Raw genomic sequence first — 13,386 nt, forward strand, 5'->3', positions numbered from 1 at the left:
CAGGATGGACGACGAACCGCTGAGGGACTGGGCGGACCGCCGCGACGCGAAGATCGGCCGCCTGCGCGCCATGCCGGTCGTCTCCGGCGACGGTCCCAGGGGGTCCCACCTGTACCCGGAGACCCCTCGGGCCATCGAGCGTTGGAACGGCCACGCGTGGGAGCCGTACGGCTTCGCCGCCGACTTGGATGAGACCAAGGCCGTCCTCTACCCGGAGGCGAGCCGGCCTCCGTCTCCGGAACCGGTGTCGAAGCCCCTCGGTACCGGCACCGGCAAGCACCGCAAGCCTCCGGCGCCGAGGTAGTAGGAGGACCCGGGAGGCTCAAGTCCGCTCCCGCGCCCCGTAGATCGCGTGCTCCGCGCCGGTGGCCAGGGCCCAGTACCGGTCGCCGTACGACCAGTGCCACCACTCGGTCGGGTAGTTGACCAGGCCCGCGGCGGTCAGCGCGTCGCCGAGCAGCCGTCGGTTGTCGCGTGCCTGGGGCGGGATACGGGGGGCGTCCGTGTAGCAGGCGCCGTCGCTCTCCTCCGGGTTGGCGTTCACCCGCGTCCCCATGTCGAGTTCCGCCCCGTCGGCGGACATGAGGGTGAGGTCGACTGCCGCGCCGGCGCTGTGGGGAGCGATCTCGGGCGGCGACACGTAGCGGCTGGCGGCCTCCCGCACCTGTTCCGCCGACCAGCCCGGATGGTCCGCCCGCAGTGCGTCGGAATACTGCTCGAAATAGCGGCGCTGGAGGGCGGGCGGCCGATATCCCTCGACGAACAGCAGCCGCACGCCGTCCGGCAGCAACTCCTGAGCCTTCAGAAGGCGGGCCAGAACACCCTCCCGCAGGTGCGCGAAGTCGCCCCTCTCGTCGTCCTTCCGCGAGTCGACGGCGATGGACTCCCGCGCCCTGACGTCGAGCAGCGTTTCACCGCAGTCGGCCACGGGGACCGCAGCGATCCTGGGATCTGACATCAGCACGATCTCGGTCATGCCCTGATCATGACGCAGGGCCCGAGAACAACGAGGGCGAAGCGGGCCGGTGCCGTTGCGCGGAAGCCGGGGCGGTCAGTGATCTGCCCGGACGAAGACCGGCTTGAGGTGTTTCTCCGGCAGTGCGGCCGGCAGGTCCTCCCAGTCGATCGGTGGTGACTCGATGAGGGCCTGATCAGCGTTGCCGCCTCCGGAGTTCCTGCAAGGGCGGTGCGGTGGGGGCTCGGCAGCGTGGCGAGCGACAGCGACCCCCCTGACTCCACAGCACAGGGCACATCAGTGCCCTTCTCCAAACCCATGTGCCCTCAACGTGTCCTGACCGCCTGGCGGCCTCACCCCGCACATGACAAAGGCGGGGCCCGAAAGCCCCGCCCGAACCCCATGAAGCCCCAGCTCAGGGCCAAACCAGGCAATACGGCTGATGCCCCGCCTCATGAAGCCGATGCGAGAAGTCCTGCCACTCATGCAGCAGTTGGTACACATTGAACGCGTCCCGAGGCCCGCCCCGGTCCGGCACCGTCGACCAGATGAAGGCCGCCGCGCCCACCGCCTCCTCGCCGATGCCCCGCAGAGGGTCGACGACGGTCATCGGGAGTTTCACGACCGCGTAGTCGGGGTGCAGGACGACCAGTTCCAGGGGCGGCACCTTGTGCAGGGGGACGCCCTCGATGCCCGTCAGGACCATCGCCGCCATGGTCTCCGGCTTGATCTTCGTGAACATGCCGTTCATGCCGAGCTCGTCGCCGCCGAGTTCCTCCGGACGCATCGAGATCGGGACGCGGGCAGCGGTCGCGCCGTCCGGCGCGCCGAAGTACTTGTACGTCACCCCCACCCGACCACCATTCCTGCTCCCGGCCCGAAGATCTTCCACCCGGCGTTCAGTACGTCCGTCGAGCCGCTCCGGTTCACTCGGTAGTCCCTGGGTCCGACGTGCTTCCTGCGTGTCCTCCGCCTCGCGCCGGTGCCTTCCCCGCCGGGCACGTCGAGGACCCAGGCCATCAGTCCCCTCGCCCAGTCCGCCACCGCGATGCATATCTCCACCCGACTGCTTTTCTAGGACGCGTCGCCCCCGCCGCGCAACCCGATCATCGTGTCAGTGACCTCCCCCGCGGCCGCTCGCCGAAACGTGCGTCGAAACATCTGCCCGCAGGATCTTCGCAGCCTCCGACCACCCTGGGCCGTTTGAGCTGTGTGTATCACGTCCCAGTCTCGCAGACGACGGAGGTTCGGGTACCGGTTGCAGGGCACTGTCCTACCCTGAACAGGTCACTCACACCCGGAGTCCGACGTCGTCGGAGAAGGTCGGAGAAGTCGCAGGTCATGAGCGAACTGGCATATCCGTATGAAGCACCGGCCTCGCAGGCTCTGTTCGACCGTGCGGCGGCCGTCACACCCGGTGGCGTGAACTCGCCGGTGCGGGCCTTCCGCGCCGTCGGCGGCACGCCGCGGTTCATGGTGTCCGGCAAGGGGCCGTATCTGACCGATGCCGACGGGCGGGAGTACGTCGACCTGGTGTGCTCCTGGGGGCCCATGATCCTCGGGCACTCGCACCCCGAGGTCATCGCCGCCGTGCAGGACGCCGTCGCCCGCGGTACGTCCTTCGGCACGCCCGGTGAGGGCGAGGTCGCACTCGCCGAGGAGATGGTCGCGCGGATCGAGCCGCTGGAGCAGGTGCGGCTGGTGTCCAGCGGGACCGAGGCGACCATGTCCGCGATCCGGCTCGCGCGCGGGTTCACCCAGCGCAGCAAGGTGATCAAGTTCGCCGGGTGCTACCACGGGCACGTCGACTCGCTGCTCGCCGCCGCCGGCAGCGGCGTCGCGACCTTCGCGCTGCCCGACACCCCCGGTGTCACCGGCGCACAGGCCGGTGACACCGTCGTCCTGCCGTACAACGACCTCGACGCCGTACGCGCCGCCTTCGCCGCCCACCCCGGCGAGATCGCCTGTGTGATCACCGAGGCCTCCCCGGGCAACATGGGCGTCGTACCGCCCGCGGACGGCTTCAACCAGGGGCTGAAGGACCTCTGCGCCGAGAACGGCGCCCTCTACATCTCCGACGAGGTCATGACCGGGTTCCGGACCAGCCGGGCCGGGTGGTACGGGATCGACGGGGTCCGGCCCGACCTCATGACCTTCGGCAAGGTCATGGGCGGCGGGTTTCCGGCGGCGGCCTTCGGCGGGCGTGCGGACGTGATGGCTCATCTCGCTCCGGCCGGGCCCGTCTACCAGGCCGGCACCCTCTCCGGGAACCCCGTCGCCACCGCGGCCGGCCTCGCCCAGCTGCGGCTCCTGGACGACGCCGCCTACGACAAGGTCGACGCCGTGTCGCAGGAGATCCAGGGGCTCGTCACCGAGGCCCTGACGAAGGAGGGCGTCGCGCACCGGCTCCAGAACGCCTCCAACATGTTCTCCGTGTTCTTCACCGACCGGCCCGTGCGGAACTACGAGGACGCCAAGGCGCAGGAGTCCTTCCGCTTCACCGCCTTCTTCCACTCCCTGCTCGCGAGCGGCGTCTACCTGCCGCCGTCGTCGTTCGAGTCCTGGTTCGTCTCCACCGCGCACGACGAGCGGGCGGTGCAGCGGATCGCCGACGCCCTCCCGGCGGCGGCCCGGGCGGCCGCGGAGGCGACGGCATGAGCGACCAGAACAGCGGCGACATCACCGTCGTCCACGTCATGCGGCACGGCGAGGTCGCCAACCCGGACGGCATCCTCTACGGGCGGCTGCCCGGCTACCACCTGTCCGAGCTGGGCCGGCGCATGGCCGACCGGGTCGCCGAGCACCTCGCGGCCCGTGATGTGACGTACGTCGTCGCCTCCCCGCTGGAGCGGGCGCAGGAGACGGCGGAGCCGATCGCCAAGACGCACGGACTGGACGTCGCCAGCGACGAGCGGTTGATCGAGGCCGGCAACATCTTCCAGGGCAAGACGTTCGGAGTCGGGGACGGGGCGCTGCGCAGGCCCGGCAACTGGAAGCACCTGCTCAACCCGTTCCGGCCGTCCTGGGGCGAGCCGTACGTCGACCAGGTCGTGCGGATGATGAACGCGCTGAGCGCCGCGAAGGACCGGGCCCGGGGGCACGAGGCCGTCGTGGTCAGCCATCAGCTGCCGATCTGGATCGTGCGGTCGTACGTCGAACGGCGGCGGCTCTGGCACGACCCGCGCAAGCGCCAGTGCACGCTCGCCTCGCTGACGACCTTCACGTACCAGGGCGACCGGATCGTTTCTGTCGGCTACACCGAGCCGGCCCGCGATCTCGTCCCGGCGCATCTCCTCGCCGGTGCCAAGCCGGTGAAGGGGAAGGACAAGGCGTTCGGCGCGTAGGCCCTTTCTGTTCGCTTCTGACGCCTCCGTTATGGAATCGGCAAATATCAGCGGAACCTCCCCGTTCGTCACGTCCTCTGACTGGGTGACCACCAGAGAACGTGACGAACGGGGATGCAATGCGCCCTTACTCCCGCAGGGGAATGCTCGGAATCGGCGCGGGTGCCGCGGCCGCCGTCTCGCTCGCCGGGTGCGGCGGACTCACCGGGTCAGATGGGTCCAGCCACTCCGACGGTTCCGGAGACTCCGTACAAGGCGGCTCCAAGCCGAAGCCGGCCGCCCGGCCCATCGGCGACGGCTCCACCGCCTACACCGGCAAGCAGCCCCACCAGCCCGCAAAGCCCGAGCCGCTGGAGCCGGGTCAGACCCCGCCGCAGTTCGTCGTGTTCTCCTGGGACGGCGCGGGCGAGGTCGGCAACGGGCTCTTCCCACGCTTCCTGGACCTCGCCAAGGAGCACGGCGCGAGCATGACCTTCTTCCTGTCCGGGCTGTATCTGCTGCCCGAGTCGAAGAAGCGCCTCTACGACCCGCCGAACAATCCGCGCGGCGCCTCCGACATCGGCTACCTCACCGACGAGCACGTCAAGGACACGCTGAAGAACGTCCGCCGGGCGTGGCTGGAAGGCCACGAGATCGGCACCCACTTCAACGGGCACTTCTGCGGCGAGGCCTACGGCTCGGTCAAGAACTGGACGCCCCGGCAGTGGCGCAGCGAGATCGACCAGGCGAAGTCCTTCGTGAAGGAGTGGCGCACCAACACCGGCTGGACCGATATGCCGTCGCTGCCGTTCGACTACGACAAGGAACTCGTCGGCGGCCGCACGCCCTGTCTGCTCGGCCAGGACAACCTCCTGCCCACCGCCCGCGAGCTGGGCTGGCGCTACGACGCCTCCTCGCCCGGCGGCCGTCAGGTGTGGCCGGTGAAGCGGCAGGGGATCTGGGACCTGCCGTTGCAGCAGATACCTTTCCCCGGCCGTGGCTTCGAGGTCCTCTCCATGGACTACAACATGCTGGCGAACCAGTCCATCAGCACCACGAAGGCCCCGGCACACAACTACCCGGGCTGGCGGGAGCAGTCGGCGCAGGCGTACATCCAGGGATTTAAGCGGGCATACGAGACGAATCGGGCGCCCTTCTTCATCGGCAACCACTTCGAGCAGTGGAACGGCGGCATCTACATGGACGCCGTGGAGGAGGCCTTCAAGTACATCGCGCGCGAGAAGGAGAAGGGTGCGGATGTGCGCCTCGTCTCCTTCCGGCAGTTCGTCGACTGGCTGGACGTGCAAAAGCCCGAGGTGCTCGAAAAGCTCCGCACGCTCGAGGTCGGGCAGCAACCGGCCGGTGGGTGGAAGGGGTTCGTCGAGAAGACTCCGGGAGGTGCCGGTACGCCCTCCCGAAACGCCGCCTGAAATGCGGTTTTCCGCCCGCAAGGGGGGTGGGCGAGATCCCCAGAACGGACATGCGAAACTTTTCACATGAGTGCCGCCAGCCGCGCCCCCCTGCGCTCGAACCGCTCGATCCGCACGGCCCCCTCGAACCGGGTCCGTCGCCGCGCCGCCCTGACCGCCGGTGCCGCCGTGGCCGCGCTGCTCGTCACCGCGTGCGGCTCCGGCGGCACCTCCGGCGGGGGCGGCAACACCAACTTCGTCACCGGCACCGACGGCATCGCCACGGTCGCCGAGGGCGAGCGCACCCCGGCACCCGACCTGTCCGGCAAGACCATCGCCGGCAAGACCCTGGACGTCGCCGACTACAAGGGCAAGGTCGTCGTCCTCAACGTGTGGGGCTCCTGGTGCAACCCCTGCCGCGCCGAGGCCAAGTACTTCGCGAAGGTGTCCAAGGAGTACGCCGGCAAGGGCGTGCAGTTCGTCGGCATCAACACCCGCGACACCTCCACCGGCGCCGCGCTCGCCTTCGAGAAGGACTGGGACATCACCTACCCCAGCCTCTACGACCCGACCGGCAAGCTGCTGCTGCGCTTCGACAGGGGCACCCTCAACCCGCAGGCGATCCCCTCCACCCTGATCCTCGACCGGGACGGGAAGATCGCGGCCCGCTCGCTGTCCGCCCTCAGTGAGGAACGGCTGCTGAAGATGCTCAAGCCGGTCGTCGCCGAGAAGTGAGCGGAGAAGTGACGTGAGCGCGCTCACCCTCGCCGCGGTCGCGGACCCCAACGGCACGGTGCTCAACGGCGCCCTGCTGGTGGCCCTGCCCATCGCACTGCTCGGCGGACTCGTCTCCTTCTTCTCGCCCTGCGTGCTGCCGCTCGTTCCCGGCTATCTGTCCTACGTCACCGGAGTCAGCGGCACCGACCTGGCCGAGGCCCGGCGGGGGCGGATGGTCGCCGGGGCCTCGCTGTTCGTGTTCGGTTTCACGGCCGTCTTCGTCTCCGGCGGGGCCTTCTTCGGGTACTTCGGCCAGACGCTCCAGGACCAGCGGGGCGTGCTGACCAAGGTGCTGGGCGTCTTCATGATCCTCATGGGCGTCTTCTTCATGGGACTGATGCCCTGGCTCACCCAGCGCGAGTTCCGTTTCCACAAGAAGCCGGCGACCGGTCTCGTCGGCGCCCCCGTGCTCGGCGCGCTGTTCGGCATCGGCTGGACGCCCTGCATCGGCCCGACGCTGGCCGCCGTGCAGACACTCGCCTGGCAGCAGGGAACCGCCGGTCGTGGGGCGATACTCACCTTCGCGTACTGTCTGGGCCTGGGCGTGCCGTTCGTGCTCGCCGCGGTCGCCTTCCGCAAGGCCCTCGGCGCCTTCGGGTGGATCAAGCGCCACTACGTCTGGGTGATGCGGATCGGCGGCACCATGATGATCGTGACCGGTCTGCTGCTGCTGACCGGCGCCTGGGACCGCATCGTGCAGGAGATGCAGGTCTGGTCCGACGGCTTCACTGTGGGGATCTGATCGATGAGCAAGACCACCGCCTCCGACCCGGCCCCGACCGCCGCCGAGGACCGGGAGCTGGGCGACGCCGGCTCCCAGCTGTCCACCGCCCCCACGGAGGATGCGCCCAACCTGCCCTCCCTGGGTGTCATCGGCTGGGCCCGTTGGTTCTGGCGGCAGCTGACCTCCATGCGGGTCGCGCTGTTGCTGCTCCTGCTGCTCTCCCTCGGCGCGATCCCCGGCTCGCTCATCCCGCAGTCCGGCCAGGACGAGACGAAGGTCGCCGACTTCCGCAAGGCCAACCCGACCCTCGGGGACGTCTACGACAAGCTCGGCCTGTTCCACGTCTACAGCTCGGTGTGGTTCTCCGCGATCTACATCCTGCTGTTCATCTCCCTCATCGGCTGCATCGTCCCCCGCACCTGGCAGTTCGTGGGCCAGCTGCGCGGCCGCCCGCCGCGCGCGCCCAGCCGGCTGAACCGGCTGCCCGCGCACACCACCTGGCGCACCACGGCCGAACCCGAGCAGATCCACCGGGCCGCCCTGGCCCTGCTGAAGAAGCGCCGCTTCCGCGCCCACCTCGCCGGTGACGCCGTCGCCGCCGAGAAGGGCTACCTGCGCGAACTGGGCAACCTCGTCTTCCACATGGCCCTCATCCTGCTGCTGATCGCCTTCGCCTGGGGGCAGCTGTACAAGTCCGAGGGCAACAAGCTCGTCGTCGAGGGCGACGGCTTCTCCAACACCCTCACCCAGTACGACGACTTCAAGTCCGGCAACCTCTTCACGTCCGACGACCTGGTGCCGTTCAGCTTCAACCTGAAGAAGTTCACCGGCACCTACGAGCGCACCGGCCCCAACAAGGGCACCCCGCGCGTCTACCAGGCCGACCTCACCTACAGCGCGGGCCCCTACGGCAAGGACGAGAAGACCACCGTCAAGGTCAACCACCCCCTGGAGATCGGCGACTCCAAGGTCTACCTCGTCAGCCACGGCTACGCCCCGGTCATCACGGTCCGCGACGGCAAGGGCAACGTCGTCTACGACGACGCCGTACCGCTGCTGCCGCTCGACGCCAACGTCACCTCCTCCGGCGTCGTCAAGGTCCTCGACGGCTACCGCAACCCCGAGGGCAAGAAGGAACAGCTCGGCTTCAACGCGTTCTTCGTGCCGACCTTCGGCGGCGCCGCCAGCGGCACGATGCTCTCGCAGTTCCCCGCGCTGGACCATCCGGTGCTCGCGCTGTCCGCCTACCACGGCGACCTGGGGGCCGACTCCGGCATCCCGCAGAGCGTGTACCAGATGGACAAGACCAACATGAAGGAGTTCAAGGACTCCCAGGGCAAGCTGTTCAAGAAGCTGCTGCGGCCCGGCGAGACCATGAAGCTCCCGAACGGCGCCGGTTCGGTCACCTTCGGCAAGGACGTCAAGGAGTGGGCCGGCTTCCAGGTCGTCCAGGAGCCCGGCGGCGGCTGGGCCCTGGCCGGGGCTCTCGCGGCCATCGGCGGCCTCGCCGCCTCCCTGTTCATCCAGCGCCGCCGCGTCTGGGTGCGCGCGGTCAGGGGCGCCGACGGCGTCACCGTCGTGGAGATGGCCGGCCTCGGCCGCAGCGAGTCCGCCAAGGTCCCCGAGGAACTCGGCGACCTCGCCGGGAGCCTCTACGACGAGACATACGACGAGACACCGGCCGCGCCCGGCCCCGACGACCCCGCAGATTCCCCCGACACCGACCAGGAGCCGGGTACCGAAACCCCCGTACCTGCCGAAGGGGCTGAGAAGTGACTCTCGCCGCCGCCACCAACGAAAACCTCGCGAACATCAGCAATGTGCTGATCTACTCCGCGATGGCCGTCTACACCCTGGCGTTCTTCGCGTACATCGCCGAATGGCTCTTCGGCAGCCGCAGCAAGGTCGCCAAGACCGCCGCCGCACTCACCGCCAAGCCGGCCGAGAATAAGAAGGCGCCCGCCGTCACCGTGAACCAGGCGGGCGGCACCGCCGTCCTGGAGCGGCCGAAGGTCACCGTGCGGGCCGCGGCCGGTCAGCGGGACGTGCCGGACGGGCCCGGGGCGCACGGCGGTGACGAACAGGGCGACCTGTACGGCCGGATCGCCATCTCCCTCACCGTGCTCGCCTTCCTCATCGAGCTGGGCGGCGTCGTCGCCCGCGCGGCCTCGGTGGAGCGGGCGCCGTGGGGCAACATGTACGAGTTCAACATCACGTTCTCCACGGTCGCCGTCGGCGTGTACCTCGGGCTGCTGGCGCTGAAGAAGAACGTGCGCTGGCTCGGCCTGTTCCTGATCACCTCGGTCCTGCTGGACCTGGGCCTGGCGGTCACGGTCCTCTACACCGCCAGCGACCAGCTGGTCCCGGCCCTGCACTCGTACTGGCTGTACATCCACGTCTCCACGGCGATCTTCTGCGGCGCGGTCTTCTACGTCGGCGCGGTCGGCACGATCCTGTACCTCTTCAAGGACTCCTACGAGAACAAGCTCGCGAACGGCGGCACGCCCGGCACCTTCGCGACGTCCGTGCTGGAGCGGCTGCCCTCCTCCGCCTCCCTCGACAAGTTCTCCTACCGCGTCAACGCGGCCGTCTTCCCGCTGTGGACGTTCACGATCATCGCGGGCGCCATCTGGGCCGGCGACGCCTGGGGCCGCTACTGGGGCTGGGACCCGAAGGAGACCTGGTCCTTCATCACCTGGGTCGCCTACGCCTGTTACCTGCACGCCCGCGCCACCGCCGGCTGGAAGGGCCGCAAGGCCGCCTACCTGGCCCTCATCGCCTTCGGCTGCTGGCTGTTCAACTACTACGGCGTGAACATCTTCGTCTCCGGCAAGCACTCCTACGCGGGCGTGTAAGCCCCCGACACCCCCACTCCGGCGGGCCGGCTCCTGTGATTCCACGTCACGGGAACCGGCCTTCGTCGTCTCGGGGTGCTCAGTTGACGCCGGCCGCGGTGAGCCGGTCCAGGTAGGCGTGGAGGGCGCCCGCGCCCTCGACCATGACCCTGGAGCGAGCCGTCAGGGCCTCCCCGCGCGCCGCGATCGCCGCCCGCAGGGCCTCGCTGCTGCCCTCCCGGCGCAGCCCCTCCAGCACGGGCCGGATCTGGTCGAAGAGATAGTGACTGCGGCGCAGCGTGTGCACGAGCCGGGCGTCGCGCACGTCGGCGGGTTCGTAGACGCGGTACCCCGTGCCGCGCTCGCGCCCCGGCGTGAGCAGCCCGGCTCCCTCCCACACCCGCAGCGCGGACGTCCGTACGCCCAGCAGCACGGCCACCTCTCCGATGCGCAGTCCGCCGGACCGCGGCAGCGGGGCGGGCGGCTGTGCCGCCAGCAGCTCCAGGGCCTCGCTCGCCGCCCGCAGGGAGACCCGCTCCTCGTGCAGGGCGGCATGCGCGGCGTCGACCAGCGCGAGTGCGCCCGGGACGTCCCCGTCGTGCAGGGACCGCATGATCCCCGTCGCCTTCGCCGGTCCGTACCCCCGCATCAGGGCCCGGTACGCCAGCAGCGCGCTGCGGTGCACGTCCCCGAAGACGCGGTAGCCGGACGCGGTCCGCGCGGCGGGCGGCAGCACGCCGGCGTCCTCGTAGTTGCGGATCTGCTGCGTCGAGACACCGGCCAGCCGGGCGAGGTCGACGGGACGGAGACGGGGTTCGTTGGTCATCGATTTGAAGGTTACGGCAGGAGATGCACCGCTGATGCCTGGAAAGTCTCAACAGGGCACTTCAATGGAAGACTTGAAGGAATGGACAACAGCATCCGGGTCACCGGCGCCCGCCTCCACAACCTCAGGAACGTCTCCCTCTCCCTCCCGAAGAACAAGCTGGTCGTCCTGACCGGCCTGTCCGGCTCCGGCAAGTCCACGCTCGCCTTCGACACCCTCCACCGGGAGGGCCAGCGGCAGTACCTGGAGTCGCTGGGCATGGTCACCGGCTTCGTCAGCAAACCCGCCGTCGACTCGATCAGCGGCCTGTCCCCGTCCATCAGCGTCGACCAGCACCTCACCAACCGCAGCCCGCGCTCCACGGTCGGCACGGTCACCGAGGTGTTCACGTACCTGCGGCTGCTGTGGTCGCGGATCGGGACCCGCCCCTGCCCGGGCTGCGGCAAGAGCATCCCGCCGTCGTACGCGAATGCCACCGAGGCCACCGCGGCCGACGAGGACGCCGAGGGGGAGCAGACCCCCTGCCCGCACTGCGGCACCCTCGTGCCCGAGCTGGTGATGGGCTCCTTCTCCTTCAACAAACCCGCGGGCGCCTGCCCGTCCTGCACCGGCCTCGGCGAGGTGATCCGGCCCGACGTACGGCGTCTGGTCGACGGCTCCCGCTCGCTCGCCCAGGGCGCGGTACGGGGCTGGAACCCGAAGCTCACCGAGTGGAACCTCACCGCGCTGCGGGCCGCCGCCCGCCACTACGGCTTCACCTTCGACGCCGACCGCCCCTTCGACGAACTGGACGAGCCCCAGCAGGACTTGCTGGTCCACGGCGTGGAGAGTCCCGAGTTCCGGCGGCACTTCCCGCAGACCGACCCGCCGACTTCCGTGTCGTCCGGCCGCTTCGAAGGAGTCGCGACGGCACTGCTGCGGCGCTACACCGAGCGCGCCGACGACCCCGAGTACCGGGAACGGGCCGAGAAACAGGGCCTGGTGAAGCAGCCCTGCGGTCAGTGCGAGGGCACCCGGCTGCGGCCGGAGAGCCGGGCGGTGACCGTGCGCGGACTGACGATCGTCGAGGCGGCACGACTGCCGCTCACCGAACTCGACGGCTGGCTGGCCGGCCTGAAGGAGCGGTCGGCCGGGGACGAGTGGCTGCTGGTGGAGCCGGTCGTCGCCGACCTGGAGGAGCGGGTACGGCGCCTGGTGGACGTCGGAGTCGGCTACCTCAGCCTGGAGCAGTCCACGCCGAGCCTCTCCGCCGGGGAGACCCAGCGGCTGCGGCTGGCCGCCCTGCTCGGCTCCGGTCTGACCGGTGTGCTGTACGTCCTCGACGAGCCGACCATCGGCCTGCACCCCTCGGACACCGCCCGCCTGATCGGCGTCCTGCGCCGCCTGCGCGACCTGGGCAACACCGTGCTGGTCGTCGAGCACGACCTGGACGTGCTGCGGGCGGCGGACCACGTGGTGGACGTCGGCCCGGGGGCGGGCCGGGACGGCGGCCGGATCGTGGCGGCCGGGACGCCGCAGGAGGTGGCCCGGGCCGAGGGCTCGGTGACCGGCGCGTATCTGTCGGGCCGGCTGCCCGCGCCCGAGTCCCGTGGACGCGGCGACAGCGACTCGGCCGTCGTGATCCGCGGGGCCCGCGCCCACAACCTCAAGGACGTGACCGTACGGATCCCGCTGAACCGCCTGGTGACGGTCACGGGCCCGTCCGGCTCCGGCAAGTCGACGCTGCTGCTGGACATCCTGGGACGGGCCGCACGCCGGCACTTCCACGGGGCGGGGGAACTCCCCGCCGAGCACGACGGCATCGACGGCTGGGAGCACCTGTCCAAGGCGGTCCTCATCGACCAACAGCCGATCAGCCGCGTCCCGCGCTCCAATGCGGCGACGTACTCGGACGTCTTCACCCCCATCCGGGAGGTCTTCGCGGCCCGCAGCGAAGGCCGCCTGACAGCGGGGCACTTCTCCTTCAACGTGCCGGGCGGACGCTGCGAGGGCGCGGGCGTGCTCACCGTCCGGATGCACTTCCTCCCGGCGGTGGAGGTGCGCTGCCCGGCGTGCCGGGGCCGCCGCTTCCGGCCGGAGGTTCTCTCGGTCCGCCACGAGGGCCACGACATGGCCGAGGTGCTCCAGGCGACGGTGGAGGAGGCGCTGACGGTGTTCAAGGACGTCCCACCGGTGGCCACCCGGCTGAAGCGCATGGCGGACGTCGGCCTCGGCTACCTCCCCCTGGGCCAGCCCGCCACCACTCTCTCCGGCGGCGAGGCCCAGCGCCTGAAGCTCGCCAGGGAGCTGGGGCGGCGAACGACCGGACGCGCGCTGTACCTGCTGGACGAGCCGACGACCGGCCTGCACGCCGCCGACACCGCCCGCCTCCTCGACGTCCTCCAGCGCCTCGTCGACGCGGGCCACTCGGTCGTTACCATCGAGCACAATCTGGATGTCGTGCGGGCCTCCGACTGGCTGATCGAACTGGGGCCCGAGGGCGGCGCGGCCGGGGGACAGCTGGTGGCGGAAGGAGCACCGGGGACCTGAACCTTTCCG

The 13,386-nt window shown here is 70.1% G+C and carries 12 protein-coding genes; 9 read left to right on the top strand and 3 right to left on the bottom strand.

All coding sequences use genetic code 11. From position 1 onward, the window contains the following. The first annotated feature begins 4 nt into the window (after positions 1 to 4). Positions 5 to 304, top strand: a complete 300-nt coding sequence (locus PV963_RS26435; protein WP_274818211.1) for a DUF6087 family protein — start codon at positions 5 to 7, stop codon at positions 302 to 304. Between the two features lie 18 nt (positions 305 to 322). On the opposite strand, the gene PV963_RS26440 is transcribed toward PV963_RS26435, so the two are convergent. Next, a complete protein-coding gene (locus tag PV963_RS26440) occupies positions 323 to 976 on the bottom strand; it encodes a M15 family metallopeptidase (RefSeq protein ID WP_274818212.1) in 654 nt (217 codons plus the stop codon). Between the two features lie 394 nt (positions 977 to 1,370). Beyond that, positions 1,371 to 1,808: a hypothetical protein gene (locus PV963_RS26445; protein WP_003974483.1), complete on the bottom strand. Its 438-nt coding sequence runs from the start codon at positions 1,806 to 1,808 to the stop codon at positions 1,371 to 1,373. Between the two features lie 488 nt (positions 1,809 to 2,296). On the opposite strand from PV963_RS26445, the gene hemL reads away from it, so the two are divergent. The 7 genes from hemL (at position 2,297) to ccsB (ending at position 10,043) form a co-directional block, all read left to right on the top strand. Continuing rightward, on the top strand, positions 2,297 to 3,613 hold the full coding sequence (gene hemL / locus PV963_RS26450; RefSeq protein ID WP_274818213.1) for a glutamate-1-semialdehyde 2,1-aminomutase: 1,317 nt from the start codon (positions 2,297 to 2,299) through the stop codon (positions 3,611 to 3,613). Continuing rightward, positions 3,610 to 4,299: a histidine phosphatase family protein gene (locus PV963_RS26455; protein ID WP_274818214.1), complete on the top strand. Its 690-nt coding sequence runs from the start codon at positions 3,610 to 3,612 to the stop codon at positions 4,297 to 4,299. The genes hemL and PV963_RS26455 overlap by 4 nt, the downstream gene beginning before the upstream one ends. A 119-nt stretch (positions 4,300 to 4,418) precedes the next feature. Further along, positions 4,419 to 5,708 carry a hypothetical protein gene (locus tag PV963_RS26460; RefSeq protein ID WP_425540943.1) on the top strand — a complete coding sequence of 430 codons (1,290 nt, stop codon included), beginning with the start codon at positions 4,419 to 4,421 and terminating at the stop codon, positions 5,706 to 5,708. 66 nt (positions 5,709 to 5,774) lie between these two features. Next, positions 5,775 to 6,422 carry a TlpA family protein disulfide reductase gene (locus PV963_RS26465; protein WP_274818216.1) on the top strand — a complete coding sequence of 216 codons (648 nt, stop codon included), beginning with the start codon at positions 5,775 to 5,777 and terminating at the stop codon, positions 6,420 to 6,422. Positions 6,423 to 6,435: 13 nt separating this feature from the next. Then, complete coding sequence (locus tag PV963_RS26470) at positions 6,436 to 7,206, top strand: cytochrome c biogenesis CcdA family protein (protein ID WP_274818217.1); 771 nt, start codon at positions 6,436 to 6,438, stop codon at positions 7,204 to 7,206. A 3-nt stretch (positions 7,207 to 7,209) separates the two neighbouring features. Beyond that, positions 7,210 to 8,964, top strand: a complete 1,755-nt coding sequence (gene resB, locus PV963_RS26475) for a cytochrome c biogenesis protein ResB (RefSeq protein ID WP_274818218.1) — start codon at positions 7,210 to 7,212, stop codon at positions 8,962 to 8,964. Continuing rightward, entirely contained in the window at positions 8,961 to 10,043 is a 1,083-nt protein-coding gene (gene ccsB, locus PV963_RS26480) for a c-type cytochrome biogenesis protein CcsB (RefSeq protein WP_274818219.1), read from the top strand. Before resB ends, ccsB begins: the two co-directional genes overlap by 4 nt. A 79-nt stretch (positions 10,044 to 10,122) precedes the next feature. Here the strand turns inward: ccsB and PV963_RS26485 are convergent, their stop codons facing one another. Beyond that, positions 10,123 to 10,848, bottom strand: a complete 726-nt coding sequence (locus PV963_RS26485; protein ID WP_274818220.1) for a MerR family transcriptional regulator — start codon at positions 10,846 to 10,848, stop codon at positions 10,123 to 10,125. Positions 10,849 to 10,929: 81 nt separating this feature from the next. Here PV963_RS26485 and uvrA point away from each other — a divergent pair, with 81 nt between their 5' ends. Further along, the gene (gene uvrA, locus PV963_RS26490; protein WP_274818221.1) at positions 10,930 to 13,377 is read left to right on the top strand and encodes an excinuclease ABC subunit UvrA; all 2,448 of its coding nucleotides are present in this window, start codon (positions 10,930 to 10,932) and stop codon (positions 13,375 to 13,377) included. Positions 13,378 to 13,386: the final 9 nt, after the last annotated feature.

This window comes from Streptomyces coeruleorubidus, from assembly GCF_028885415.1.
In the GTDB taxonomy this organism is placed as follows: domain Bacteria; phylum Actinomycetota; class Actinomycetes; order Streptomycetales; family Streptomycetaceae; genus Streptomyces; species Streptomyces coeruleorubidus_A.

Bases quoted from the DNA above. Each gene is read 5' to 3' on its own strand.
- uvrA (WP_274818221.1), top strand. From the start codon at position 10,930: ATGGACAACAGCATCCGGGTCACCGGCGCCCGCCTCCACAACCTCAGG.
- PV963_RS26435 (WP_274818211.1), top strand. From the start codon at position 5: ATGGACGACGAACCGCTGAGGGACTGGGCGGACCGCCGCGACGCGAAG.
- resB (WP_274818218.1), top strand. From the start codon at position 7,210: ATGAGCAAGACCACCGCCTCCGACCCGGCCCCGACCGCCGCCGAGGAC.
- hemL (WP_274818213.1), top strand. From the start codon at position 2,297: ATGAGCGAACTGGCATATCCGTATGAAGCACCGGCCTCGCAGGCTCTG.
- PV963_RS26485 (WP_274818220.1), bottom strand. From the start codon at position 10,848: ATGACCAACGAACCCCGTCTCCGTCCCGTCGACCTCGCCCGGCTGGCC.
- PV963_RS26460 (WP_425540943.1), top strand. From the start codon at position 4,419: ATGCGCCCTTACTCCCGCAGGGGAATGCTCGGAATCGGCGCGGGTGCC.
- PV963_RS26440 (WP_274818212.1), bottom strand. From the start codon at position 976: ATGACCGAGATCGTGCTGATGTCAGATCCCAGGATCGCTGCGGTCCCC.
- PV963_RS26465 (WP_274818216.1), top strand. From the start codon at position 5,775: ATGAGTGCCGCCAGCCGCGCCCCCCTGCGCTCGAACCGCTCGATCCGC.
- PV963_RS26455 (WP_274818214.1), top strand. From the start codon at position 3,610: ATGAGCGACCAGAACAGCGGCGACATCACCGTCGTCCACGTCATGCGG.